We start from the raw sequence: 25269 nt of genomic DNA on the forward strand, positions 1-25269 counted from the left end.
GATCAGCGTTTCGCAATCGCGTCCGCGAAGGTGGTGATGCGGTTGCGGGCGTAGACCGGCAGGCCGGCGCTGATCGAGTTGCCGGTGTTGAAGCTCGAATTGCCCATCAGCACCTGGGCGGGGAGCAGGTTCTTCAGCACCGGGACCCGGGCATATTCGGCCTTGCGGTCGAGGACATCCGCCTTGATCGCCAGCGCCATGTAGGTGGTCACCACAGTCTTGGTCGGATCGTTCGGCATCGGCTGGAACACGGCCAGGAATTTGCCGAAGCGCAGGATCTGATTGACCCAGAAGATCGTCTGCTCCAGCCCGCCGGTGACGGCGGTGTCGATCTTGGTAAGCGCCTTGAGGGGCGCGCCCTGGTCGGGGCCCAGTACCCGCAACTCGCTTTGGAACGAGACGTACTCGGCGATCTTCTTGGCCGAGCCCTCTTCGAGCTTGTTGGCGAGCTTCACCCCGAGCGGAAGCTTGCCTTCGAGATCGTAACGGGACTCGATGCAGGCGCCGGCCCCCTCGCACCAGGGGCGGTCCGGGCGCTTGGCGAAAGCGGCGGCCGGGTCCTTGTTCGGCGTCACCTCACCGACGGCGATCGCCTTGTGCTTGATCGCCGGGTCCATCTTCTGGACGAAGCCGAGATTGGCGAAGGCCTGGAGGTCGATCGCCTCGGGCGGCCGCGGCACAACGAACCGGCCTTCCGCCACGTAGACCTTCAGGGTCTCGTGCCGGGGCTTGGTCACGCCGTTCACCGTCACCGTGTAGTCCGGCTCCTTGTAGCCGGGGAAGGGCGCCAGCACCGCGGCCTCATTCGGGCGGGCCTTCAGCCAGTCCAGGTACGGGATCAGGCCGTTCTCCGGCGCCGTGGGGTTGTCGCGGTGGTCCGTGAACAGGATCTGCCCGGGCTTGATCGCTGCCGGATCGAGGGCGGTGACCGAAGGCACCTCCTTGATTTGCTCCGAGCCCGGCACCGTGTTGGCGGCAGGCGTCTGTGCACAGACCGGGCTGGCAGCGGTCAGGGCGAGGGCGAGGGCGAGGGCGGCAGGAAGCTGCATGCGCAACGGGCGTCTCATCGATCGAGGGGCGGTCAGTAGCCCGGGTCTTCGCCGAACAGGTAATCCGGGTCGCGGCGGCGGGGCCGGCGCGCGTCCTCGTCCCCGAAGGGTGAGCGCGCGGTCTGGCCGGGCCAGGGCCTGTAGGCGTCCTGGCCGTAGGAATCCAGATCGCCCTGCGCACGGCGGCTGCGCGGTCTCTGGCGCTCGCCGAACGGATCGAGGGGATCGGGCGCGGCACGCTCGCCGGTCATGGTGCCGTCGTAGTCGCCGGCGACGCTGGCCCCGTCCTCGGCGCCGTTGAGATCGCCGTCCTCGGCATCGGGCCGCATGGCGTAGAGGGTCTCGCGGGGCACCAGGCGGAACTGCGTGTCGGCCAGCTTGCCGTCGCCGCTCGTGCGGAAATGCTCGATGAAGCCGCCGCCCGCGACCCGCTGGCCGCTATGCGGGTCGATCGGCAGGTCGGCGATGAACGGGCGCGCCTCGGAGGAGGGGCCGCGCAGCGGCGTCTTCGGGATGCCGTTCGCCCAGGCGGCCTGCAGGATCGTCGAGGCGATCGGCACCGAGACATGACCGCCGGTCTGCCCGCGGCCCAGCGTCTTGCGGCTGCCGTCCGCGTTGTCGTAGCCGACCCAGACCACCACGGTGATCTCGTTGGTGAAGCCGGCGAACCAGGCGTCGTTCTCGTTCTCGGAAGTGCCGGTCTTGCCCGCGACATAGGCCGACACCTTGGAGAGCGCGGCGGCGGTGCCGTGCTGGGTCACGCCCTGCAGCATGGTCTTGAGCTGGTAGAACGCGACCCGGTCGGCCGAGCCGATCCGCACCGGCTCGCGGGGGGCGTGGGTGTAGAGCGCCTTGCCGTCCCGCTCCACCGATTCGAGCGCGTAGGAGGCCGGGCGGGCGCCCTCGTTGGCCACCGCCGCGTAGAAGCCGGCCAGATCGAGCATCCGCACCGGCTGGGCGCCGAGCACGAACGGGTAATAGGGCTCGCACTCGGCGTAGATCTGCGCCTCGAGGGCGATGTCGCAGACCCGCTTCAGGCTGGCCGGCGCCTTCGGCGCGATGCCGCCCTGGAGCAGCCGGGCCGTGACGAGGTTCTTCGAGAATTCGAGGCCCCTTCGCAGCGTCGTCGGCCCCGAGCCGCCGCCTTCGTAATTCTTCGGCGACCAGCTATCCCCGGCGCCGCCGATCGGCGGCAGGGTGACGGCCGAATCCAGGACCAGGGTGTTGGGTTGAAGCCCCGCATTCAGCGCGGCCAGGTAGGTCAGCGGTTTCAGGGTCGAACCTGGCTGGCGCACCGCCTGGGTGACCCGGTTGAGCTGGCTCATCGGATAGGAAAAGCCGCCGGCCATCGCCAGGATGCGGCCGGTCTGATTCTCCAGCACCAGAGCGGCGCCTTGGACGCTGGGCCGGACCCGCAGCTGCGCCCGGGCCGCGCCGCGCCCTTCCGTCAGCTTCACCCGCACCACGTCGTAGAGCTGCAGACGGTTGCGGGCGATGCCCGGGTCGAGGATAGCGGTCCGGCCATCGGCCAAGCCGACCTTCACCGGCCCACGGCCGGCTTCGAGCACCACGGCGACTGGCCAGTGCACGTCGTACAGGGTGGGCCGGGCGCTCTCCAAGGCGCGCAGCCAGACGGGCTTGGCCTGCGGAGCGGCGGCGGCCTTGGTCCGGGGCGCCTTGGCACCGGGCTTCATGTCGGACTTGGACAGCTCCTTGGCGGGCTCCGCCCGGGCGCCGGTCACCCCGGGCGCGGCCTGGACCGCGCCTTCCGGGGCGGGCGTCGCCGCCTGGATCCGGCGGATGCTGTCGGCGAGGTTGAGCTCCGGACCCGTATAGGTCTGCCGCCCGGTCCCGCGCTCGTAATTGGCGAGCCCGTCCTGCAGCGCACCTTCCACGGCGCGCTGGAGCCCGGCATTGATGGTCGAGCGCACGGTGAACGAGCCGGCGGTCAGGGAATCGACGCCTGCGAAGGTACGCGCCTCGCGGTTCAGGTAGTCGACGACGTAGAAGCCCGAATCGCGGCGGGTCGATTCGACCGGCTTCAATCCGAGATCGGCGTTCACCGCACTCGCCATCTCGGCGTCCGTGATCGTGCCCTCTTCCTTGAGACGGGCGAGCACGTAGGCGCGCCGCTCGCGCGCCCGCTCCGGATACTTGTCCGGGCTGTAGAAGTTCGGCCCCTTGGGCATGCCGGCCAGCAGGGCCGCCTCAGGCAGGGTCAGCTGCCCGACCGACTTCCCGAAATAGCTCTGGGCCGCCATCTCGATGCCGTAGGCACCGCGGCCCAGATAGATGCCGTTGAGGTAGAGCCCGAGGATCTGCGGCTTCGTCAGGATCCGCTCCAGGCGCGACGCGACGATCATCTCGCGGATCTTGCGCTCGTAGGTGACGTCGTCGCCCACCGAGAGGTTCTTGACCACCTGCTGGGTGATCGTCGAGCCGCCGGCCGGGCGCCCCGGCGAGGCGAGGTTGCCGATGAACGCGCGGATCACCCCGCGCTCGTCGATGCCGTGGTGGCTCTCGAAGCGCTTGTCCTCGGCGGCGATGAACGCCTTCTGCACCAGGTTCGGGACCGCGGTGATCGGCACCACCAGGCGGCGCCCATTCGGCTCGAAGGTCTCGGCGAACGGCTTGCCCGAGCCGTCGAGGATGCGGGTCATGCCGGGCAGCACCTTGTCCCGGAGCGCCTCGGCTGTCGGCAGATCCTTGGTGGCGTTATCGTAGAATTCGATGACTTCTCGGGCGTTGAACGGCGAGATCGCGGGATTCTCGCCCTTGCAGAACTGCTTGTAGCTGGTGTTCAGCTCGTCGAGGTTGAGCCCGTGCAGGATCTTGGGCGCCCCCGGCCCGGCGACGCTGGTCGGATCCTCCATGGCGGTGGTGATCAATTCATCGAGATTGATATCCTCGATGTCGAACGCCTTGCGCATGTGGGCGCAGCCGTCGCGCAGCAGGCGCACGACCTCGGCCTGGTCGGTGAACGGGTCGAACTGGGTCCGCACCGCGTCCGGCCGCGTGGTGACCTGGCTCAGCGTCAGGGCCGTCGCGAACAGCTTGATCAGGATGGCGTTCATGCGGTCCGGATTCGAGGGGGCGGCGGAGCGGGTGCGGACCTTCCGGGTACGCAGCTGAACTGGGCGTGCACAACGCGGCTGATTTAAGGAAACGCCGGCCGGCGTGCCGCCGCTCACAAGCCTCGGCACAGGACGTATTGACATGATGTATTGACACTTGGGGCCGGCTGGCCATGTTCGATTGGGACGAAGCCAAGCGCCGAACGAACTTGGCCAAGCATCGGCTCGACTTCCGGGATGCCGCCGCCCTCCGATGGCCGCCCGCGGCTTGAAGGTCCGGCGGCCTTCCGGGACGAGGCGCGCCACTTCACGGTCGGGGTTCTGGGTGAGGTGCACGTCACCGTGATCTGGACGTGGCGCGAGGGCAGGCGGCGGCTGATCTCGTTCAGGAGGGCGCGGCGTGAAGAAAGACAGGCGTACAGTCAGGCATTCGTCGGCGGACCTGACAGCGATGGTTGAGCGCGGCGCGAGCGAGAGCGACTGGGACGCCGTTAAGGCGCTGAGCGATGCCGATGTCGAAGCCGCCGTCGCGACCGATGCCGACGAGGCCGAGACGACGATCGACTGGAGCCAGGCCGTCTTCCACCCCGAGTCGCGCAAGAAGACGATGACGATGCGGCTTGATGCCGATGTTTTGGCCTTCTTTAAGGATCAGGGGCGCGGTTACCAAACAAAGATCAACGCCATTTTGCGCGCCTACATGGATCATTCGCGCAAGTAGCCGGCACGCACTGCATAACAAAACGGAACCAAATCCCGCGGGTCACCGTAGGGTCGCCGGCGCAGCCGGTCCTGACGGCCGAACGGCGCTTCTCGGGGCGTTTGGCGAGGACCGGCATGATCACCGATCTCTGGTACAAGAACGCGGTTATCTACTGCCTGTCGGTCGGCACCTTCATGGATGCCAACGGCGACGGCATCGGCGACTTCGCCGGGCTGGAACGGCGGCTCGACTACATCCAGGGCCTGGGCGCCACTGCGGTCTGGCTCATGCCGTTCCAGCCCTCGCCCAAGCGCGATGGTGGCTACGACATTGCGGACTATTACGGCGTCGATCCCGATTACGGCTCGCTCGGCGACTTCGTCGCCTTCGCGCACGCGGCCAAGCAACGGGGCCTGCGGGTTCTGATCGACCTCGTGGTCAACCACACCTCGGACAAACACCGCTGGTTCCAGTCGGCCCGCTCGGACCCAAAGTCACCCTACCGCGACTGGTACGTCTGGTCGAAGGAGCGCCCGGCCACCACCGACGAGGGCATGGTCTTCCCGGGCGTGCAGGAGACCACCTGGACCTACGACGAGAAGGCCAACGCCTGGTACTTCCACCGGTTCTTCGACTTCCAGCCCGATCTCAACACCGCCAACCCCGAGGTGCTGGCCGAGATCCTGAAGATCATGGGCTTCTGGATCGAGCTCGGTGTGTCGGGCTTCCGCATGGATGCGGTGCCCTTCGTCATCGCCGAGAAAGGCGCCGATGTCGGCGGCAAGCCGCGCGAGCAGTTCGATATGCTGCGCGACTTTCGCGAGTTCCTGCAATGGCGCAAGGGCGACGCGATCATCCTGGCCGAGGCCAACGTCCTGCCGAAGCAGGATCTCGACTATTTCGGCGACGATGCCGACCGCATGCACATGATGTTCAACTTCCAGGTCAATCAATCGACCTTCTACGCCCTGGCCGCGCACGACGCCCGCCCGCTGGTGAAGGCGATCGAACGGACCAAGCCCCGTCCGCTCTCTTGCCAGTGGGGCATCTTCCTGCGCAACCACGACGAGCTGGATCTCGGCCGGCTCACCGAGACGCAGCGCGAGGCGGTGTTCGCCGCGTTCGGCCCTGAGAAGCGGATGCAGCTCTACGACCGAGGCATCCGCCGCCGCTTCGCGCCGATGCTGGCCGGCGATCCGCGCCGGATCCGGCTGGCCTATTCTTTGATGTTCACCCTGCCGGGGACGCCAGTGCTGCGTTACGGCGACGAGATCGGCATGGGCGACGACCTCGTCCTCAAGGAGCGTGACTGCGCCCGCACGCCGATGCAATGGACCGCCGAGCACCAAGGCGGCTTCTCCAAGGCCGAGCGCACGGTACTGCCGCCGATCGACCACGGCCCCTACGGCTACGCCCATGTGAACGTCGCCGACCAGCGCCACGACCCGGGCTCGCTGCTGAACTGGATGCAGAGCCTGATCCGCCAGCGCAAGGAAGCGCCGGAGATCGGCTGGGGCGACGTCACCGCGGTGCCGACCGGTAAGAACGCGATCCTGGCCCTGCGCTACGAATGGCGCGGGAACGCTGTTCTGTGCGTGCACAACCTCGCACCGGAGCCCGCGGAGGTCGCGCTCCGGACCGGCGAGACCGAGGCGGAGCACGATATCCTGGTCGACGTGCTCACCGGATCACGCAGTGAGGCCGGTCCCGAGGGCGAGCACTGCCTGTTCCTAGAGGGCTACGGCTACCATTGGTTCCGGGTCGGAGGCCTCGACGCCCTGCTGAAGCGGACTCCGAGCTGAAAGGGGGCGCCTCGCCCTCGCCCGGCCGGCGGGGTAAGACCCCGGCGAACAGAGGTGGCAGATGGCCCGGATCAAGCACTACCCCCCGGACGCGACGATCGCGGACGTCCTGCCGAGCCTGGAGGATGCCGAAGGCTATCTCCGGGAGGTGCTGGTGACCATGCGGATGTGCCAGAAGCATTACGGCGATGCCTGGGTCCGCATCGGCGTCACCGGCAAGGCGGCGGCGCCCTCCTATCGGATCGACCGGCCGGACGCGTCCCAGACGACATCGGAAGACGGCGCGACCGAGGCGGGTACGGCGATCTTCGGCGCCTATGGCGGCCGCTCCCACGACCGGTTCACCAAAGTGAACACCGCCGAGACCCGCTGGAGCAGCCGGTCGCTTGGCATGGCCGAGATGCTGGCGCTCCACGACAGCCTGCGCCGGCCGAAGGACGGCACGGCCTGACCTGCTCCGACATGGTGCCGCGCGCCTGCTTCTGCGCTAGAACCGGACCGAGAGCGCCGACGGCGGTGCAGCCAACACGCGGAACCCCATGCCAGGAACGCCCCGCGCCGGGATCATCCCGGTCACGCCCTTCCAGCAGAACTGCACGCTGATCTGGGACGACACCACCAAGGTCGGCGCGGTCGTCGATCCCGGGGGCGATCTCGACCGGATCGAGGCCGCCATCCGGGAGCAGGGCGTGCGCGTGGAAAAGATCCTGCTCACCCACGGCCATGTCGACCACGCCGCCGGCGCCGACGAGCTGCGCGAGCGCCTCGGCGTGCCGATCGAGGGCCCGCACCTCGCCGACAAGTTCCTGCTCGATTCCCTGCCCGAGACGGCGGCCAATTACGGGATCGGCGAGGGCAGGGCCGTGACCCCCGACCGCTGGCTCGACGACGGCGACGCCGTGACGGTGGGCGAGCTCGGCTTCGACATCCTCCACTGCCCGGGCCACTCGCCCGGCAGCGTCGTGTTCGTCAGTCGGGATGCGCGCTTCGCGCTGGTCGGCGACGTCGTGTTCAAGGGCTCGGTCGGCCGCACCGACCTGCCGGGCGGCAACCACGAGCAGCTGATCCGGGCGATCAAGGAGAAGGTCCTGCCGCTCGGCGACGACATCTCCTTCATCCCCGGCCATGGCCCGACCGGCACGCTCGGCGAAGAGCGTGTCTCCAATCCCTTCCTCCAGGGCTGATCGCATGGACAAGCGCCGTATCGGCCGCTCCGACCTCCGGGTCGCGCCCTTCTGCCTCGGCGGCAACGTCTTCGGCTGGACCGCCGACGAGGCGACCTCCTTCGCGATCCTCGACCGGTTCGTGGAGCGCGGTTTCGACTTCGTCGACACCGCCGACGTCTATTCGCGCTGGGCGCCCGGCCACCAGGGCGGCGAATCCGAGTCCGTGATCGGACGGTGGTTTTCCGCGCGCCCGGGTATGCGGGACAGGATCGTGCTCGCCACCAAGGTCGGCATGGACATGGGTGAAGCCGGCAAGGGCTTGTCGGCGCGCCACATCGAGCAGGCCTGCGAGGCGTCCCTGCGCCGGCTGCAGACCGACCGGATCGATCTCTATCAGTCGCATCTCGACGACGCGGAAGCGCCCCTCGAGGAGACGCTGCGGGCCTACGAGCGCCTGATCGCCGCCGGCAAAGTCCGGGCGATCGGTGCCTCGAACTACGATGCCAGGCGGCTCGCCGAAGCGCTCAAGGTTTCGGCGACCTCCGGCCTGCCGCGCTACGAGTGCGTCCAGCCGGATTACAGCCTCGCCGAACGCGGCTACGAGGCGGAGCTTGAACCCCTGTGCCGGGCCGAAGAGATCGGGGTGATCGGCTATTTCTCCCTGGCGGCCGGCTTCCTCACCGGCAAGTACCGGTCCGCCCAGGATGCGGCGGGACGGGCTCGGGAGAACCGGGTCGCCAAGTATCTCACCCCGCGCGGGCTAGCGCTGCTCGACGTGCTCGATTCGGTCGCTCGCGAGCACGGCGCGAGCCAGGCGCAGGTGGCGCTCGCCTGGATCATCGCCCGCCCGGGCATCACCGCGCCGATCGCCAGCGCGACTTCGGTGGCGCAGCTCGACGACCTGCTCGAGGCCGCCGGATTGAGCCTATCGCCGGATGCGGTCGCCCGTTTGGACGCGGCCAGCGCGGGCGGCATCCAGGGCTAACGCGGCGTTAAGCGCGGGGCCTCAGAAAAGCGGGTGCACGGGTCCGGCGCGAGCCCGTAAAATCGTGCAATCTCAACGCGGAACCCCTATATCAGGCGGACCAAGCGAGAGCGCAGGCGTGGGCGCCCGACGGCGCGAGTCCCTCCGTCGCGAACTGGTCCGCCTGCCCGAGGAATTTCATGGCCGACATCCCCCCGAACGAGCCCGCCGAGTACGGCGCGGAATCGATCCGCGTGCTGAAGGGCCTCGACGCCGTCCGCAAGCGCCCCGGCATGTATATCGGCGACACCGACGACGGCTCGGGCCTGCACCACATGGTCTACGAGGTGGTGGACAACGCCATCGACGAGGCCCTGGCCGGCCATGCCGACCTCGTCACCGTGCAGCTCAACGCCGACGGCTCGGTGACGGTGTCCGACAACGGCCGCGGCATCCCCACCGACATCCACAAGGAGGAGGGCGTCTCGGCGGCCGAGGTCATCATGACCCAGCTACACGCGGGCGGTAAGTTCGACCAGAATTCCTACAAGGTCTCCGGCGGGCTGCACGGCGTCGGCGTCTCCGTGGTGAACGCGCTGTCGTCCTGGCTGAAGCTCCGGATCTGGCGCAACGGCAAGGAGCACGCGATGGAGTTCCGTCACGGCGATGCCGTGGCGCCCCTCGAGGTCGTCGCCCCGGGCGACGGCCGGCGCGGGACGGAAGTGACCTTCCTGCCCTCCACCGACACCTTCACCATGATCGAGTTCGATTACGGCACGCTGGAGAAGCGGCTGCGCGAGCTCGCCTTCCTCAATTCGGGCGTCCGCATCGTGCTGACCGACGCGCGCCATGCCGAGCACAAGCGCGAGGAGCTCTACTACGAGGGCGGAATCGAAGCGTTCGTCCGCTACCTCGACCGCTCGCGCAAGCCGATCGAGGGGATGGCGAGCCCCGTGGTGGTCCGCGCCGAACGCGACGGCATCCGGGTCGAAGTCGCCCTCTGGTGGAACGATTCGTTCAACGAGACGGTCCTGCCGTTCACCAACAACATTCCGCAGCGGGACGGCGGCACCCACATGGCTGGGTTCCGGGCGGCGCTGACCCGCCAGATCACCGGCTACGCCGATTCCTCGGGGGTCTCGAAGCGCGAGAAGATCTCCCTCACCGGCGAGGATTGCCGCGAGGGCCTGACCGCGGTCATCTCCGTGCAGGTGCCGGATCCGAAATTCTCGTCGCAGACCAAGGACAAGCTGGTCTCCTCCGAGGTCCGTCCGGCGGTGGAGAACGTGCTCAACGAGGGCCTGTCGACCTGGCTCGAGGAAAACCCGCAGCAGGCCCGCTCGGTGATGAGCAAGGTGGTGCTGGCGGCCTCCGCCCGCGAAGCCGCCCGTAAGGCCCGCGAGACCGTCACCCGCAAGGGCGCCCTCGATATCGCCTCGCTGCCGGGCAAGCTCGCCGATTGCCAGGAGCGCGACCCGTCGAAATGCGAGATCCTGCTGGTCGAGGGCGATTCCGCCGGCGGCTCGGCCAAGCAGGGCCGCGACCGGGCGTTCCAGGCAGTGCTGCCGCTGCGCGGCAAGATCCTCAACGTCGAGCGCGTGCGCGCCGACCGCATGCTGTCCTCGGCCGAGATCGGCACGCTCATCACCGCGCTGGGCGCCGGGATCGGCCGCTCCTCCACGGACCGCGAAGGCTTCAATCCGGAGAAGCTGCGCTACCACCGCATCATCATCATGACCGATGCCGACGTGGACGGCTCACACATCCGGACCCTGCTGCTGACGTTCTTCTTCCGTCAGATGCCGGAGCTGATCGACCGCGGCCACCTCTACATCGCCCAGCCGCCGCTCTACAAAGCCGAGCGCGGCCGCAGGGCGATCTACCTCAAGGACGAGCGCGCCCTCGAGGATTACCTGATCGACCAGGGCACCGACGGCGCGATCCTGCGCCTCTCCACCGGCGCCGAATTCACCGGCCCGCAACTTAAGAGCCTGGTCGAGGAGGCGCGGGGCTTCCGGAACGTGCTCCAGGGGCTGCACACCCGCTACGACCGCTCCGTGGTCGAGCAGGCGGTGCTGGCCGGCGCCTTCGACAACGAGGCATCCTCGCGGCCCGGCGAGGCCGAGGTCCTGGCCGACATGACCGCCCGCCGCCTGGATCTGATCGCCGACGAGATCGAGCAGGGCTGGCAGGGCGAATCCCATGAGGGCGGCTATCGCCTCACCCGGACCCTGCGGGGCGTCAAGCAGGTCGCCACCCTGGATGCGAGCCTGATCTCGTCCCAGGAAGCGCGCCGCCTGTCCGAGCGGGCCGACGCTTTCCGGGAAATCTACGGCGAGCCCGCCACGCTGATGCGCAAGACCGACGAGACCGTGTTGCATGGACCCGTCGCCCTGTTCGAGGCGGTGATGGCCTTCGGCCGCAAGGGCCTCCAGCTCCAGCGCTACAAGGGGCTGGGGGAGATGACCGCCCAGCAGCTCTGGGAAACGACGCTGGATCGCGACGTGCGCTCGCTGCTGCAGGTGAAGGTCAAGGACACGACCGACGCCGACGACCTATTCGTCAAGCTGATGGGCGACGTGGTCGAGCCCCGGCGCGAGTTCATCCAGGAGAACGCGCTGAGCGTCGCCAACCTGGACGTGTAGCGGGGCTCCGTTGTCGTCTCGGCCCGGCTAGCCAAGCCACCGCCGGCGCGGAGGCATCGAGCAACCGGAGACAGACGCGTTCACGCGCCGTAGGCGTGCCCATCAAGACCATGCGGCCGACCGGCCGCGAGCAACGTCTCCCAGACGGGGGCCGGCAGCGGCACGCCTTCAGCCAGACGTTCCGCCTTCATGCGGCGCTCGGGCTCGCCCGGCAGGAGCACCGTGCCGCCCGGCGCCGGCCGGGCGGACGTGAAGAAGTCGAGGTAGCTGCGCGCCTCGGCCGCGATTGCGTCGTCCGAACCGAAGACCTTCGGCGTCATGTAGAGCGAGAGCATGCCGTTGCAGACCCGGCGCTGGCCGGGTCCCGCAGTGCCGGATCCGGTGAGCGCGCCGGCCAAGAGCTCGCACATCAGCGACAGGCCCGATCCCTTGTGCTCGCCGAAGGCCCGGATCGCGCCGGCGCCCTTCTGGTTGTCGCGCTCCGGCCCGTCGAGCGGACCGAACAGGGTCGCCGGATCGTCGCTGAGGCGCCCGTCCGGCTCGATCAGCACACCCTCGGGCAGGGGCTTCCCCCCCTGCGAGGCCACCAGCACCTTGCCCTCGGCGACCGCTGAGGTGGCGAAGTCGAGGACGATCGGGTCACGTCCCGGCATGGGGAAAGCGGCGGCGATGGGATTGGTGGAGAAGCGCCGGTCCACCGAGCCGAACGGTGCCACAAGCAGGCTCCCGGCGACATTGACGAAATGCACCGAGACGAGGCCGACGGCGGCGGCGCGCTCGGCCCATTCGCCGATCCGCCCGAGATGCCCGGCATGCCGCAGGGCGATGACCGACACGCCATGCTCCCCGGCCTTGGCGATGCCGAGATCGGTGGCGAAGGGGCCGGCAGTCTGTCCGAATCCATAATGGGCATCCACCAGCGCGAAGGCCCCGCCATCGACCAGCACCTCGGGGGTTTGGTCGGCTACGAGCTCGCCCGCACGCAGCCACGCCACGTAGCGCGGCACCCGGATAACCCCGTGGCTGTCATGGCCGGTGAGGTTCGCGGCCACCAGGAACTGGCCGATCCGGCCTGATTCCGCCTCCGAGCAGCCCTCTCGAACGAAGATATCGCGCACGTAGGCGGTCAGTCCGGCGGCGTCGATCCGCATGATGGTTCATCTCCCGTCGCCGCGCCTCGTCGGGCGCGTTCGGGTAACGATCCTAGGCTTTCTTAACCCGCAAGGCGACTACTTCAGGCGACATGGGATAGACATTGAAGCGCCCCGCATGGCCCAATACTGACAACGTTGGGCGTGAGACCCGGCGACGGGACGGATACGCCAATGAAGACGACGCGCCGCGTTTTCTTGACGGGTGCCGCTTGCGCGGTTGCCAGCGGGCTCACCCCGGGGGTGATCCGGTCGAGCCGGGCGCAAGGCGCCGGCGCGACAATCCGGATCGGCATGGTCCTGCCGGTGACGGGCCCGGGCGCGGATGCGGGGCGCTTCGCCCTCAACGGCGCCAAGATCGCCCTGGAGGCGGTCAACAAGGCCGGCGGCGTGCTCGGCAAGCCGCTCGAGATCGTCACCGAGGACGACCAGACCACCAATCCCGGCGCGGTGCTGGCCTTCTCCAAGCTGGCCTCGCAGCCCGATCTCGTCGGCTTCCTGGGCTCGGTCCGCTCCACCCAGAACCACGCCATGGCGCCGGACATCCTCAAGACCGGCAAGCCGATGTGCTTCGGCGGCACCGATCCGGTGCTGACCCAGCTCGGCAATCCCTGGCTGTTCCGCTTCCGGCCCAATGACAGCTTCTCGGCCCGGGTGATCGCCGAGCATGGCGTCAACGGGCTCGGCAAGAAGAAATGGGCGATCATCCACTCCACCGACGCCTTCGGCACCAGCGGCGCCAAGGCGCTGACCGAGAGCCTCGGCAAGGCCGGCGCCACCGTCGTGCTCGACCAGGGCTACGCCAACCAGGGGCAGGACTTCACCCCCGTGGTGCTGGCGATCCGGCAGGCGGGGGCCGACGTGATCGGCTCGTACTTCACCTTCGAGAACGACCTCGGCATCTTCGCGCGCCAGCTGCGCCAGCTCGGCGTCACCGCCCCCTGGGTCGGCTCACCCTCGATCACCAACGTCACGGCGCTGAAGCTTGCCGGGCCCTCGCTCTACGGCACCTACGGGGTGGCCGACTATGCCGAGGAATCGAGCGACGCGGCCCGGGCCTACGGCAAAGCCTACCGCGCCGCGACCAAGATCGCCCCCGACAACCAATCCTCTTGGACGTTCGACGCGGTGACCGTGCTGGCGCTTGCGATCAACAAAGCGGGCAAGACCGACCCGCAGGCGATCCGCGAGGCGCTGCTGGCGGTGCGCGGCCACGCGGGTGCCGAGGGCACCTACAACTTCGACAAGAACGGCGACGGCCTGCACGGCTACAACGTCGTGCGCAACGACAAGGGCACAATCACGTTCGACCGGCGCATCGACTTCTATCGGGGTTGAATCCGGGGCCGCGGACGGGGAACGGACGCAGACATGGACCTGATCCTCCAGCTCCTCTTCACTGGGATCGGCATCGGCTCGGTCTACGCCCTCGTGGCCCTCGGCTTCGTGCTGATCTTCCGCGCCACCAACGTGGTGAACTTCGCGCAGGGCGAGTTCTCGATGGTGGCGGCCTTCCTGATGGTGGTGTTCGCCGTCGACCTCGAATGGCCGTACTGGCTCTCGGTGCTGCTCACCATCGGCGGGATGGCCCTGCTCGGCGCCCTGTTCAACCTCGGCGTCTATTATCCCCTGCGCCACCGCACCTACCTGCCGGTGATCATCTCGACGATCGGCGCCTCGATCTTCCTGGCCAACACGACGCTGGCCCTCTACGGGCCGCAGCCGCAGGTCCTGCCGCCGGTGTTCGAGACCCAAGGCTTCCTGCTCGGGCCGGTTTTCCTCGACAGCCAGTACCTGCTGATCATCGCGGTGACCGCCGCCCTCGTGGCGTTCCAATACTGGTTCTTCGAGCACACCCTGGTCGGCAAGAAGCTCCAGGCGACATCGCAGGACAAGGAGATGGCCGCGCTCCTCGGCATCCCAGTCGCCGGCATGATCATGCTGACCTTCGTCTACAGCGCCGTGCTCGGCGGCATCGCCGGCATCCTGGTGGCGCCCGTCCTGTTCGTGTCGATCCAGATGGGCGCGACCATCGCGCTCAAGGCGTTTGCCGCGACGATCATCGGCGGGTTCGGCGACGTGACCGGCGCGATCATCGGCGGGCTGGCGCTTGGCATCATCGAGACCTTCGGGGCGGCCTACGTCTCGGTGCCCTACAAGGACGCGTTCGCCTTCATCGTCCTCGTGGCCTTCCTGGTCGTGCGCCCGCAGGGGCTGTTCGGCGAGCGTGTGGCGGAGAAAGCATGAGCGCCGATCCCGCGACGACCGTCACCCCAGCTGCGCACGCCGCCGCGCTCCGCGGGATACCCCTCGGCAGCCTGGCCTACGCGGCGCTCGCCGCGACCGCGGTGGCGCTCGCCGCGACGACGCCGTTCAGCGGCTACGTCCTCAACATCCTGATGCAGGCCGCGACCTACGCGATCGCGGTCATCGGCCTCACCGTGGTGCTCGGGCTGTGCGGCCAGATCAACCTGGCCCAGGCCGCCTTCTTCGGCATCGGCGCCTACGCGGTCGGCCTCGGCACGGTCGATCACGGCCTGAGTTTCTGGCTGTGCCTGCCGATCGGGCTGGCGCTGGCGGTCGTGCTCGGCGCGATCCTCGGCGCCTCGACGCTGCGGCTCGGCGGCCACTACCTCGCCATGGTCACGATCTCGTTCCAGCAGATCCTCACCCTGGTCCTGACCAACTGGATCCCGGTCACCCACGGGCCGGACGGGGTGCCCAACATCCGCCGCCCCGCTTTGTTCGCGGACGGGCAGAGCTATCTCGCGCTGTGCGTGCTAGTCCTGGCGGTGGTCGGCTGGCTGGTCTGGCACCTGCCGCGGACCCGGCTCGGGCGCGCCATGCGGGCGGTGCGCGACAACGAGCTGGCCGCGGGCGTCAGCGGCATCGACGTCTACCGCACCAAGGTCGCGGCCTTCGCCATCGGGGCGCTGCTGGCGGGGCTCGGCGGCGGGCTGTTCGCCGGCAGCTTCACCTATATCAGCCCGGACCAGTTCTCCTTCGCCGAGTCGATCGTGTTTTTAACGATGGCGCTGCTCGGCGGCGTCGGCTCGCCGGTGGGCGCGGTGATCGGCACCGGCCTCCTGATCCTCATCCCCGAATGGCTGCGCTTCCTCAAGGAAATCCCGGGCCTGTACCTGGCGATCTACGGGCTCGCGGTTATCCTGATCGTCGTATTCATGCCCGACGGAATCTGGGGATTCCTGGGCGATCAGGTCCGCCGGCTGCGGCCGGCCAAGCCCGCGCCGCCGCCGGCCCCCGAGCTGACGCTGACCCAGGGGCGCGACACCTGGGAAACGCTGCTGACGGTGTCCGGCCTGTCCAAGCATTTCGGCGGCCTCAAGGCCGTGGACGCCATCGATTTCACCGTCACCCGCGGCGGCATCCACGCGCTGATCGGCCCGAACGGCTCGGGCAAGACCACGACGCTCAACGTCCTGTCGGGCCTCTACACGCCGACCGGCGGCAGCATGCGCCTCCAGGACCAGGACATCACCCGGTTTCCCCCGCACCGGCGCGCCGCGGTCGGGATCGGGCGCACGTTCCAGAACATCCGCCTGTTCCGGTCGATGAGCGCCCTGGAGAACGTGGTGATCGGCGCCGAGCGCCCGAACAACCCGCTCGGCGCGCGCGACCGGCCGGCGCTGGAGGCCCGCGCGCGTTCGGCCCTGGCCTTCGTGGGGCTGGAAGCGCGGGCGCAGGAGCCGATCTCCGGCTTCTCCTACGGGCATCAGCGCCTGATCGAGATCGCCCGGGCGCTCGCCAGCAACCCGACGCTGCTGCTCCTCGACGAGCCGGCGGCCGGGCTCAATTCCAGCGAGAAGAACGCCCTGACGGTGCTGCTGCGCCGGATGGCGGCCAAGGGCCTGACTATCCTGATCATCGACCACGACATGACGCTGGTCAGCGACGTGGCGGGCCACGTCACCGTCCTGAATTTCGGCCGGCGCATCGCCGACGGGGTCACCGCCTCCGTGCTGCGCGAGCCCGCGGTGATCGAGGCCTATCTCGGCGAGGACGCCGCGACCGAGCCGGATGCGGGGCTCAAGACCGCGCTGAAGACCGATCTGGCCCCGGCCTGACCCCGAGGAGCGCCCCCGTGTCACAACCGGTCCTCGAAATCCGCGACCTCACCGTCCGCTACGGCGAGATCGAGGCGGTGCGTGGGCTGTCGTTCTTGGTCGGCACGGGCGAGGTCGTGACCCTGCTCGGCTCCAACGGCGCGGGCAAGTCGACCACCCTCAAGGCGATCTCCGGCCTCGTGAAGCCGGCGGGCGGCAGCATCCTGCTCGACGGAGAGCCGCTTACCGGCCTGAAGCCCGAGGCGATCGTGCGCCTCGGCGTCGCCCACGTGCCCGAGGGGCGCCGGGTCTTCCCGGGGCTCACCGTGCGGGAGAACATCATGCTCGGCGCCTCGAACCGGTCCGGTGTCCCGAAGCGCGCCTTGCGCGACGAGGTCGAGGCGATGTTCGAGCTGTTCCCCGAAATCCGGCGCTTCGGCGACGCGCTCGGCTGGACCCTGTCGGGCGGCCAACTCCAGATGGTGGCGCTCGCCCGCGGCCTGATGGCCAAGCCGCGGCTCCTGCTGCTCGACGAGCCCTCGCTCGGCCTCGCCCCGGTGATCGTCCAGGCGGTGTTCGCGATCATCGCGGAGGTGCGCCGCCGCGGCACGACGGTGCTGCTGGTCGAGCAAAACGCCCGCATGGGGCTGTCGGTCGCCGACCGCGGCTACGTGCTGGAGACCGGCCGCCTCGTCCTCGAAGGCGACCCGCAGGCGCTCTGGGCCAACGACGACATCCGCGCCGCCTATCTCGGAGGCCGCGCAGCCTGACGCCGCCGCCGCACCCCGGAACCGCCCTGATCATGCCCGGTTGCCTCTTTTGATCCCCAAGGGGGCGGTGAGGCCAAACGTGCGCAACCGCAAGCCAGAATCCCGGCGCCGCCTACTGCAGGCCGGAGGCGCCGTCGCCGCGAGCGCGGTGCTCGGGATCGGAAGCGTTGCCGGCGCGGAGACCGGCCCCGGCGCGCCCGCCGAGACGCCGACGGGCCGCCGCTCGAAATCCCTCGATACCGAGTACTTCAAGGGCATGTACGCCACGGAATCGGACCCGTGGCGCTTCGCCTCCAGCCCCTACGAGCGCGACAAGTACGCGGCAACCCTTTCGGCGTTGCCGAGGGCACACTACGCTTCGGGTCTCGAGGTGGGTTGCTCGATCGGCGTGTTCACCCACGAGCTCTGCCCCCGCTGCCACACGCTTGTGGGGCTCGACGTGGTGCCGTCCGTCCTGGACGCCGCCCGGGCGCGGTGCGCCGATTGCCCGAATGCGCGCTTCGAGCTCGCCGCCGTTCCGGGCGCCTGGCCGGAGGGCCGGTTCGACCTGATCGTGATCTCCGAGGTGGCCTATTATCTCGACCGCGCCGATCTCGCCCGCTTGGTCGCACGGGTCAGGGGCGCGGTGCTCCCGGAGGCGGACATCGTGCTGGTCCACTGGCTCGGCGTCACCCACTACCCCCTATCCGGCGACGAGGCGGCCGAAGGCTTCATCGCGGGCGCGCAGGACTTCGCGCGGGTCCTGAAGCAATCGCGCACCGACAAGTATCGGCTTGACGTGTTGCGGTCGATCAAGACCGATGTGAAACCCGTTCGCTGAGACGAGCGATGGTGGCAGGGTTATTGGTGACCGGCTACGCGATCCGGACCCGACGACGTGGCTCACGATCACCGCGGCGGTGGTGCCATGCGGACCTTCCTCCGCTCGCGCGCCGTCACGAGGCGGTACAGAACGAGACCGACCAGCATCAACAGCAGGCTCGCGAGGGACTGGAGCGGCCGGACGGTGACGAGGTGTACGAGCATGAACAGCGTGACCGCGAGGAAGATCAGCGGTGTGATCGGGTAGCCCCAGGTCCGGAACGGCCGTGGCTGGTCGGGGAACGTGATCCGAAGCTTGATCAGCCCGATCACGGTCAGGAACGAGCACAGGATCAGGCCGAACTGGATGAAGTCGAGCACCGCCTCGAAGCTTTGCGTAGACAGCAAGACAGTCGCGACCCCGGCCTGGAGCAGCAGCGCGGCGACCGGCACGCCGCGTCGTGAGCGCCCGGCGAACAGGCGCAGCGCTGGCACATCCTCCCCCATCGCCACGGTTACCCGCGGGCCGATCCACATCATGGCGCTGATGGTCGGAAGCAGGCCGGCGCAGATCAGCCCGCCGACGATGCGGCCGCCTGCCTCGCCGAAGACGTGACGTCCGGCAATCACCGCGACCTCGATCTGGCCGGCGAGTTCGGCGAGAGGCGTCGTCACGAGGAACACTGCGTTCAACGCGATGGAGAGCACGACGACGACGCTGGTCCCGACGAGAAGCGCTCGCGGCAAGCTGCGCGGCGGGTCGGCGAGTTCACCGACGATGTAGGTCGCGGCGTTCCAGCCCGAATACGCGTACATCACGAAGACCAGGTTGATCGCGAAGCTGGCGCTGACGATCTGCGCCGGATCGAATGTGCCTGGGGCAAAACTGATCGCGGGGTCGCCGCCCCCGGCGAAGCCGACGCCGATGAAAGCTGCGATCAATGCAAGCTTCAGCAGCGTGAACCCGATCTGGAAAACGCTGCTGTGGCGCGTCCCCCGCAGGTGGACGAACGTCACGATCCAGATCGCCGCAAAGCCGAGCAGCAGCGGGGGCGCCCCGGGCAGGACCGCTTTGCCGTACTGGCCGAGGGCCATGGCCGCGAGCGCCACCGGCGCGGCGAAACCCACGGTGGCCGAGAGCCACCCCGCCATGAATCCGATCGCCGGACTGTAGATCCGTGTGAGGAGATTGTACTCGCCGCTGGAACGGGGAAACATCGTGGCAAGCTCGGCGTAGCAGAGCGCGCCGCACAGCGCGACAACACCGCCGACGAGCCACAGCAGCAGCACCGTGAAGCCGGACGGAATGTCCGTCACTTGAAAACCGAGACTCGTGAAGACGCCGATGCCGATCATGTCGGCGACGACGATGGCCGTCGCCGCGAGGGGCGAGACGGCGGGTGCTGGTTCAGCGGCGGGGGATGTGCCGGTCATGACTCCTGTTCGCCATGGCCTGACACTGAAACGCGCGGGTCGACAGGAGCTGATGCAGCATTGCTCGCCTCCTGTTGGATCGCAGCAATCATGAGGCGCGACTAGGTGACGGCGCGGCGTCCGTTTGCCGCGCACGGGCGGAGCGTTACGCCTTCAAGCCTGTAATTCATCCTCGTGCTGGCAGTCTGCGGCGGCCTGCCCGGCAGTGACCTGACCGGTTGGCTTTGGACCGGGCTGATTGAGAGGATCAGCCTGGACCAGCGGAGTTGGCAATGAAGCGAGGACAGAGGCCGAGCGCGGAGCAGGTCGTGCCGATGCTGCGCCAGATCTGATCCTCCCCCCTTCACGGACAGAGGTTTAGCTCGCGTTCCGTTCGGCTTGCTCGGGCGTGATGTAGCCGAATGCCGAGTGGATGCGCTGCCGATTGTCGTAGCCTTCGATGTCGGCGAACAAGTCGCGTCGGGCGTCGTCCCAGGAAGCTGTCCGTCGGGGAGTTATCGTGACCCCAAGCCGGTCGGGCACATGGAGGCGATCGCCTTCATGCCGACGAACTGTGCTCTGTAGGCCTCGTCAGCGTATTGGCTGCCGCGATCCGAATGGCAGATGAGGCCAGCCCCCGGTCGTTGCTGTTGGTTGGCCGTCATCAGAGCCGCCGACGTGAGGTCGGTCCGCATGTGCGCGCGCATCGACCAGCCGACGATCTTGCGGGTGGCGAGATCGAGGACGGCGGCCAGGTAGAGCCAACCCTCTCCGGTGGGCAGGGAGGCGATATCTGCCAGCCAGACGGTGTTGGGCAACGCCGCCGAGAACTGTTGCTTCCGAACACGGCGGCCGGACTCAAGGATCTGCGCAAGAAGAAGGGCGAGCCCGACGCGAATCGTCCCTGAACGGACGTGGAGCGCGAAGCCGTCCTGGCCGCTGCGCCGCCGCACATCCTCACGCCGGTTGTGCTGATGATGTTTACGGGGCTCGGGCCGGAGGAAGCCCTCACCCTCCCGGGGGAGGCGTTCCGAGATGGCGAGCTATCGAGCAGCCAGGTCAAGACGGGCGAACGGGTGTTCTGGCCCGTCCCCCTTGCCGCTCACGATGATGCTGGCCGTCGCCCCGGAGCACAACGCACCGACGCTGTGCGCGAACTCCGAGGCGAAGCCCAGGACGCTCAGCGGATTCCACGCGTCTTGGTGGCCGATCCGGTTGCGGCTGGAGGAGGCGGGTAAGGTGCAGCCCGCGCTCACGCTGTACGGGCTCCGCCACACGCCGGCGGTGGTGCTGCGCAAGATCGGCTACGACGAGCGGGCGACCGCGGACGCGCTCGGACAGCGCACGATCGAGATGGCGAGGCACGACATGAAGGGGGCAGATCTGGCGCCGAAGTTGCGGGCTCTGCTGGCGACGCTGGACGCCGAATTTGCCCGCCGGAGCGAGAGCCAGCGTCACACCGATGCCGGGAAAGTGTCAATCCGGGAAGTCGGTCAACCGGCTGATGCCAATGGAAACAAAGAGTTGGATGGTAGCGAGGGAGGGATTTGAACCCCCGACACAAGGATTATGATCTGAACGCGAGCACGGCTAAGTCATTGATAGGATAGGGGGCGCCAGGGTGCTGCGCTAGCACTGCGCTACGGCGAAGCCGATGCTCTTCTCCACATTGTATGCGCCGCCTTCGGGTAGCTGATTCCGGAAAAAGTTACGGCAGTCGGAACAAAGCAGCGGAACCCAAACGCATTCACCAGCACCAGTGAAGCTTAAAATACACGGCGTCAGACACTTTCGCGAAGGAAACATATACTTCGTCGGCATTGGGCACCATCGTCGGCGGCGCACTCAAGTTATCGAGGCACCAATCCCGCACTTCATCTGACATAACGTCAGATTTCGGACCAACCTTAAGCGCCAGAGACTCCTTATCATACTCGCTTTGCTTGAGGTACATTTCTTTTTTTCTGTTCGAATTTTTAGCAGAATTCTTCGCGTCCTGAAGGCCTTCGAAATTTTGAAAGGGGAGCTCTTGGATCTGTCGACCTGTCAGCACTTCGAGAAATGAAGAAACAAGTGCCTTGCCGTGATCCGTAATGATAAGAGACTCTGATCGTGTACCCGAAAGTCCTGATCTTGCTTCTACCAACGCCAATCCCTCTGGATCTGAAAGAGCGCCCGTAAGACGGCTCGCTCTCGAAGGACTTTTGTCAAGTACTTTCGAAATTTTTGTTACGTCCGGGAGACGCACGCCGTCTTTACCCCAGCTAGTGAGAGCCACTACTAAGAGAGCTTTAAAGCCCTCAACAGTAATATCAGGCTCTGCTGCCTCCAGATATTTAAAAGCCGAGAGTAGGCCACTGAGTGTCCTTCTGGCTTCTTCATTGGTCAGTGCGTTCGATTTTTTCTGTGGCATGGAACCGTCGCATCACTCCTCGGTCGTCTCACTACCCTATGCGTCTGGACAACGCCAGCCTACGTAGTCGTATCAGCAATATGCTGGATTGGCATATTGCTGAGCGGTTGATATGTCGGAGCTGCCTCAGCGTGAGGCGGCGGCTCAAGGTCGCCCAACCGACAGGAGTGAAGATGATGGAGAAGAAGAAGAACTCGAAGTGGGTGGATGCCGGCCCCAAAGGCATTTTCCGAATTGACGAGGTCAAGGTGGCTAAGCCGTTGGACGGCAAAGTAGCAATCATCGGAACTAGTGGAGCCCTGATTGCCTCCGTAGAAGAGGACGATGTTGGCGATCTTAGCGTGTTCTATCAAGACCTAAAATCCAGATTGATGGACTAAAGATCCGAGACATTAACTCAATCGCATCTGTGGAGGGGCGCTTCGGCGCCCCTTTTCGTTTCGAGGGCCGCTCAATGCCAGCTGAATTAGGAATCAAAAAGTGTAACTCTCCCGCTGGGGAATCATCGTCATCAATTTACACCTCAAAGGCGGCCAAACTTCGCCAGCGGTTCGCCCTGGGGAAGAAGCCTCGTGCTCGGAAGTATGAGGGGCCTCCGGTCTACATGGCAGTGGACACCGAGTATGAGACCCTTCCGGCTGAACTCGGCATGGACCGACCTCGCCTCCACCTACTAACCATTCAATTCAAGATTCAATGTGAAGACCGATCTGTTTCGGAGATGGTGGTAATTGATAGCGCCAATCGCAGCGCTCGAATGAGATTCGCGGCGGCCATAAAATTGATGCTGAAGAAGGCTCGAAAGGCAGCCGTGATCACGGAGTGGCCCGATCAGGTCACCGTGTTTGGGCACTTTCTGCGCGCCGATGTACCAACGTTTTTCGATTTTTGGGCTCGGAAGGATGAATTCGACGCTATCGGGAAAACGTTTGTTACCCGGTCGCTGTCGGTCGCGCTTGGTGAAGAGGAGCTGCCTGAACTCTTAGATCGCAAGCGCACGCAGCACAGGGAAGCACTGATTGTTCCTGGCGACGACGGAATGCCCGAGCTAGTTGGGCTCCGCTTCATTGATACGCTGCTTCTTACCCCCGGCCGTGCTGGCTTGGACACCGTCGGCAAGTTTCTCAAGATACCGAAAGTTGAGCTTCCGCCTGGCTATACAAAAGGTGGGATGCGCAAATTCTTTCGCGAACAACCTGTCGTATTCCGAGTGTACGCGATGCGTGATGTCGACATCACCTTGGCCTACGGTATCCGTATGGCTGAGTTTGCTGATGCAAATGGGTTGAAAAGTTTGCCGGCGACCTTGGCGGGGTTTGGACCTGCTATGTTGCGACACCAGGCTCAGGAAGACGATGTTGATCTCAACAATGCGCTGGGGATTCGTGTCGAGAAGCGAACGCTGTTCTATGATCGGAGCAATAAATTTCGTACCGTCAAACGGATCGCGTCGGTTACATCTCGTCAACTTTTTGAGGAATTTGCCGCCGCAGCATATTTGGGTGGTCGCAACGAGTGTTTTTTCTGCGGACCAACCCCCGAAGGCAAGTTCTATGATTACGACTTACCCGGGGCATACACGACGGCGATGTGCGCGGTTCGTCCGCTGGATTATGAGGGGATCCATACGTCAAAAAATCTCGACGATTTTTCAGTTGACGTCTTGGGTCTTGCGCATGTGAGATTTGAGTTCCCCGAGGGAACGCGTTTTCCATGCCTGCCGGTTCGAACTGATCACGGACTCATGTTTCCACTGGAGGGGGAGAGTGTTTGTGCTTCGCCCGAACTCGTCCTCGCAAGGAAGTTGGGAGCTCGGATCGAAATCGTCAACGGACTTGTTATCCCTTGGGCAAATGATGAAAGATTGTTTGAACCCTTCACAAGAATGATCCAGACCAAAAGACGTCTGGCCATTGCGGAGTACGGCGCGGGATCGTTAGAGGAGAAACTTTACAAAGAAATTGGCAACAGTCTCTACGGTAAGACGGCTCAAGGCGTACATCCCAAGCGCGTTTTCAATGCTCGTAAGGGCGACACGGAGGAACTGAGACCGTCGTCGATCACAAATCCCTATTTTGCCGCTTATGTTACGAGTTTTATCCGCGCGGTAGTGGGGGAGTTGATCGCGGCCGTGCCTTCCGACCGTATGGTCGTCAGCGTGACCACGGACGGTTTCCTCACTGATGCTCCTCTGAGTGAGATCGACGTTTCCGGCCCGCTATGTGAGGCCTTTCTCGATCTGAGAGAACGCCTATTCGGCGAGAGGATCATCCTCGAAGAAAAGCATAGGATCCGACAAGTGCTCGCCATGCGAACGCGTGGTCAGCTCACGGTTCAAGGCATTGATGGTTTCAAGATCGTGATGGCCAAGGCAGGCGTTCGTCCACCTGCAGAGGCGGCTGATCAAAACGAGTATATGTTGAATCTCTATCTGGAGAGAACGCCCGGACAGCGGCACGCTTACAAAACGCTGATCAGCAGTCGCGAGATGTGGCTCAACGAGAGCGATTTAACCGATCTGCTCCGGGAGCCAAGGTTGAACTTGGAATTCGATATGAAGCGCTGCCCGGAGCGCCCACTGGAGCGCGAAGTGCGTGGGCGGCCGCATCTAGCGTTCCAGTCAAGGCCCTGGCGCAGCGTACAGGAAGCCTTGGAGGTGCGGGCACGTTTTGATGGCTGGCGCAAAGGTGCGTTGGGCATGGGTCGCGTTCTGAAAACGCTTCAGGACTACGACGATTGGACCGCCTACTGTGATCAAACGGCTCGCATTGGTGCTCCCGGTCGTGGAATCGGCCTTCGACGCGATGGCACCAAGGGGGTCCTGAAACGGCTGTTCCTGCGTGCGTTCGTGAGAAATGAATGGGGCATCTCTAAGGAGGGATGGAGCTATCGAGAACTGGCCGATTTCCTCAGTCTCAAGGGTATCAAAACTTCAGAAATGTCTGTGAAGAATGCTGCTCGCGACAGTGCAACTCTTAGTGAGGTCAAGCTGCGCTGTGATGAAGAGGCTGTGAGTTTCGCACGAGTGATTGTGGAGCAATTTGCCAATTTCGAATTGTATCGCGTTTTCGCTGGTGAGGATTTAGAGGAAATTCAGAGAAAATTAGGTCGATAGTGGTCAGCCCCCATTGAAGTGGTCCGCCCTTTGGTATGGCTTTTGAGCCTGGAGGACGGACGAGATGGCAAAGCACCCGAAGCCCGAGGAGATCGTCGCGAAGCTACGTCAGGCGGACGTTCTGATTTCACAGGGCCAG

20 protein-coding genes and 1 pseudogene are annotated in these 25269 nt (G+C 66.0%); 15 read left to right on the forward strand and 6 right to left on the reverse strand.

All coding sequences use genetic code 11. The features are described from left to right. Positions 1-2: 2 nt before the first annotated feature. Both MKK65_RS14810 and MKK65_RS14815 read right to left on the reverse strand, forming a co-directional pair. On the reverse strand, positions 3-1067 hold the full coding sequence (locus tag MKK65_RS14810; protein ID WP_243958533.1) for a hypothetical protein: 1065 nt from the start codon (positions 1065-1067) through the stop codon (positions 3-5). A 14-nt stretch (positions 1068-1081) separates the two neighbouring features. Further along, the gene (locus MKK65_RS14815) at positions 1082-4123 is read right to left on the reverse strand and encodes a penicillin-binding protein 1A (RefSeq protein ID WP_243958535.1); all 3042 of its coding nucleotides are present in this window, start codon (positions 4121-4123) and stop codon (positions 1082-1084) included. Between the two features lie 237 nt (positions 4124-4360). Between MKK65_RS14815 and MKK65_RS14820 the strand changes: the two genes are divergently transcribed. The 7 genes from MKK65_RS14820 (at position 4361) to gyrB (ending at position 11403) form a co-directional block, all read left to right on the forward strand. Next, on the forward strand, positions 4361-4582 hold the full coding sequence (locus MKK65_RS14820; protein WP_243958536.1) for a BrnT family toxin: 222 nt from the start codon (positions 4361-4363) through the stop codon (positions 4580-4582). Continuing rightward, positions 4524-4844 (forward strand): BrnA antitoxin family protein, encoded by a 321-nt coding sequence (locus tag MKK65_RS14825; protein WP_243958537.1) that lies wholly within the window; start codon positions 4524-4526, stop codon positions 4842-4844. Before MKK65_RS14820 ends, MKK65_RS14825 begins: the two co-directional genes overlap by 59 nt. A gap of 116 nt (positions 4845-4960) precedes the next feature. Then, on the forward strand, positions 4961-6628 hold the full coding sequence (locus MKK65_RS14830; protein WP_243958538.1) for an alpha-amylase family protein: 1668 nt from the start codon (positions 4961-4963) through the stop codon (positions 6626-6628). A gap of 61 nt (positions 6629-6689) precedes the next feature. Continuing rightward, a complete protein-coding gene (locus MKK65_RS14835; RefSeq protein WP_243958539.1) occupies positions 6690-7079 on the forward strand; it encodes a hypothetical protein in 390 nt (129 codons plus the stop codon). A gap of 88 nt (positions 7080-7167) precedes the next feature. After that, positions 7168-7812 carry an MBL fold metallo-hydrolase gene (locus MKK65_RS14840; RefSeq protein ID WP_058194492.1) on the forward strand — a complete coding sequence of 215 codons (645 nt, stop codon included), beginning with the start codon at positions 7168-7170 and terminating at the stop codon, positions 7810-7812. A gap of 4 nt (positions 7813-7816) precedes the next feature. Next, on the forward strand, positions 7817-8779 hold the full coding sequence (locus tag MKK65_RS14845) for an aldo/keto reductase (protein WP_243958540.1): 963 nt from the start codon (positions 7817-7819) through the stop codon (positions 8777-8779). A gap of 179 nt (positions 8780-8958) precedes the next feature. Further along, positions 8959-11403 (forward strand): DNA topoisomerase (ATP-hydrolyzing) subunit B, encoded by a 2445-nt coding sequence (gyrB, locus tag MKK65_RS14850; RefSeq protein WP_243958541.1) that lies wholly within the window; start codon positions 8959-8961, stop codon positions 11401-11403. An 80-nt stretch (positions 11404-11483) separates the two neighbouring features. Here the strand turns inward: gyrB and MKK65_RS14855 are convergent, their stop codons facing one another. Then, positions 11484-12554, reverse strand: coding sequence for a malate/lactate/ureidoglycolate dehydrogenase (locus tag MKK65_RS14855; protein WP_243958542.1), 1071 nt, complete (start codon positions 12552-12554; stop codon positions 11484-11486). A gap of 174 nt (positions 12555-12728) precedes the next feature. Between MKK65_RS14855 and MKK65_RS14860 the strand changes: the two genes are divergently transcribed. The 5 genes from MKK65_RS14860 (at position 12729) to MKK65_RS14880 (ending at position 18208) form a co-directional block, all read left to right on the forward strand. Next, the gene (locus tag MKK65_RS14860) at positions 12729-13892 is read left to right on the forward strand and encodes an ABC transporter substrate-binding protein (RefSeq protein ID WP_243958544.1); all 1164 of its coding nucleotides are present in this window, start codon (positions 12729-12731) and stop codon (positions 13890-13892) included. Between the two features lie 33 nt (positions 13893-13925). Continuing rightward, positions 13926-14801 carry a branched-chain amino acid ABC transporter permease gene (locus MKK65_RS14865; protein WP_007562633.1) on the forward strand — a complete coding sequence of 292 codons (876 nt, stop codon included), beginning with the start codon at positions 13926-13928 and terminating at the stop codon, positions 14799-14801. After that, complete coding sequence (locus MKK65_RS14870; RefSeq protein ID WP_243958546.1) at positions 14798-16639, forward strand: ABC transporter permease subunit; 1842 nt, start codon at positions 14798-14800, stop codon at positions 16637-16639. The genes MKK65_RS14865 and MKK65_RS14870 overlap by 4 nt, the downstream gene beginning before the upstream one ends. Positions 16640-16656: 17 nt before the next feature. Then, on the forward strand, positions 16657-17388 hold the full coding sequence (locus MKK65_RS14875; RefSeq protein WP_243958548.1) for an ABC transporter ATP-binding protein: 732 nt from the start codon (positions 16657-16659) through the stop codon (positions 17386-17388). A gap of 79 nt (positions 17389-17467) precedes the next feature. Further along, positions 17468-18208, forward strand: coding sequence for a class I SAM-dependent DNA methyltransferase (locus MKK65_RS14880; protein WP_243958550.1), 741 nt, complete (start codon positions 17468-17470; stop codon positions 18206-18208). A gap of 68 nt (positions 18209-18276) precedes the next feature. Here MKK65_RS14880 and MKK65_RS14885 read toward each other — a convergent pair whose 3' ends face one another. Together MKK65_RS14885 and MKK65_RS14890 are read right to left on the reverse strand one after the other, a co-directional pair. Next, positions 18277-19623 carry an APC family permease gene (locus MKK65_RS14885; RefSeq protein WP_243958552.1) on the reverse strand — a complete coding sequence of 449 codons (1347 nt, stop codon included), beginning with the start codon at positions 19621-19623 and terminating at the stop codon, positions 18277-18279. Between the two features lie 357 nt (positions 19624-19980). Then, positions 19981-20441 (reverse strand): annotated as a pseudogene (locus MKK65_RS14890) (DDE-type integrase/transposase/recombinase); the annotation flags it as partial. 256 nt (positions 20442-20697) lie between these two features. Between MKK65_RS14890 and MKK65_RS14895 the strand changes: the two are divergent. Then, the gene (locus MKK65_RS14895; RefSeq protein WP_243958554.1) at positions 20698-21153 is read left to right on the forward strand and encodes a hypothetical protein; all 456 of its coding nucleotides are present in this window, start codon (positions 20698-20700) and stop codon (positions 21151-21153) included. A gap of 196 nt (positions 21154-21349) precedes the next feature. Here the strand turns inward: MKK65_RS14895 and MKK65_RS14900 are convergent, their stop codons facing one another. Then, positions 21350-22015 carry a hypothetical protein gene (locus tag MKK65_RS14900; protein WP_243958556.1) on the reverse strand — a complete coding sequence of 222 codons (666 nt, stop codon included), beginning with the start codon at positions 22013-22015 and terminating at the stop codon, positions 21350-21352. Positions 22016-22188: 173 nt separating this feature from the next. Between MKK65_RS14900 and MKK65_RS14905 the strand changes: the two genes are divergently transcribed. Both MKK65_RS14905 and MKK65_RS14910 read left to right on the forward strand, forming a co-directional pair. Then, a complete protein-coding gene (locus MKK65_RS14905) occupies positions 22189-22395 on the forward strand; it encodes a hypothetical protein (RefSeq protein ID WP_243958558.1) in 207 nt (68 codons plus the stop codon). Positions 22396-22664: 269 nt separating this feature from the next. Next, positions 22665-25130, forward strand: coding sequence for a DNA polymerase (locus MKK65_RS14910; RefSeq protein WP_243958560.1), 2466 nt, complete (start codon positions 22665-22667; stop codon positions 25128-25130). Positions 25131-25269: the final 139 nt, after the last annotated feature.

It is taken from the genome of Methylobacterium sp. J-001, assembly GCF_022829565.1.
In the GTDB taxonomy this organism is placed as follows: Bacteria; Pseudomonadota; Alphaproteobacteria; order Rhizobiales; family Beijerinckiaceae; genus Methylobacterium.

Excerpts from the sequence above, each read along its gene's own strand:
- MKK65_RS14865 (WP_007562633.1), top strand. The coding sequence starts at position 13,926 with ATGGACCTGATCCTCCAGCTCCTCTTCACTGGGATCGGCATCGGCTCG.
- MKK65_RS14855 (WP_243958542.1), bottom strand. The coding sequence starts at position 12,554 with ATGCGGATCGACGCCGCCGGACTGACCGCCTACGTGCGCGATATCTTC.
- MKK65_RS14910 (WP_243958560.1), top strand. The coding sequence starts at position 22,665 with ATGGACCGACCTCGCCTCCACCTACTAACCATTCAATTCAAGATTCAA.
- MKK65_RS14835 (WP_243958539.1), top strand. The coding sequence starts at position 6,690 with ATGGCCCGGATCAAGCACTACCCCCCGGACGCGACGATCGCGGACGTC.
- MKK65_RS14905 (WP_243958558.1), top strand. The coding sequence starts at position 22,189 with ATGATGGAGAAGAAGAAGAACTCGAAGTGGGTGGATGCCGGCCCCAAA.
- MKK65_RS14860 (WP_243958544.1), top strand. The coding sequence starts at position 12,729 with ATGAAGACGACGCGCCGCGTTTTCTTGACGGGTGCCGCTTGCGCGGTT.
- MKK65_RS14830 (WP_243958538.1), top strand. The coding sequence starts at position 4,961 with ATGATCACCGATCTCTGGTACAAGAACGCGGTTATCTACTGCCTGTCG.
- MKK65_RS14815 (WP_243958535.1), bottom strand. The coding sequence starts at position 4,123 with ATGAACGCCATCCTGATCAAGCTGTTCGCGACGGCCCTGACGCTGAGC.
- gyrB (WP_243958541.1), top strand. The coding sequence starts at position 8,959 with ATGGCCGACATCCCCCCGAACGAGCCCGCCGAGTACGGCGCGGAATCG.
- MKK65_RS14845 (WP_243958540.1), top strand. The coding sequence starts at position 7,817 with ATGGACAAGCGCCGTATCGGCCGCTCCGACCTCCGGGTCGCGCCCTTC.
- MKK65_RS14810 (WP_243958533.1), bottom strand. The coding sequence starts at position 1,067 with ATGAGACGCCCGTTGCGCATGCAGCTTCCTGCCGCCCTCGCCCTCGCC.
- MKK65_RS14820 (WP_243958536.1), top strand. The coding sequence starts at position 4,361 with ATGCCGCCGCCCTCCGATGGCCGCCCGCGGCTTGAAGGTCCGGCGGCC.
- MKK65_RS14840 (WP_058194492.1), top strand. The coding sequence starts at position 7,168 with ATGCCAGGAACGCCCCGCGCCGGGATCATCCCGGTCACGCCCTTCCAG.
- MKK65_RS14900 (WP_243958556.1), bottom strand. The coding sequence starts at position 22,015 with ATGCCACAGAAAAAATCGAACGCACTGACCAATGAAGAAGCCAGAAGG.
- MKK65_RS14870 (WP_243958546.1), top strand. The coding sequence starts at position 14,798 with ATGAGCGCCGATCCCGCGACGACCGTCACCCCAGCTGCGCACGCCGCC.
- MKK65_RS14885 (WP_243958552.1), bottom strand. The coding sequence starts at position 19,623 with ATGACCGGCACATCCCCCGCCGCTGAACCAGCACCCGCCGTCTCGCCC.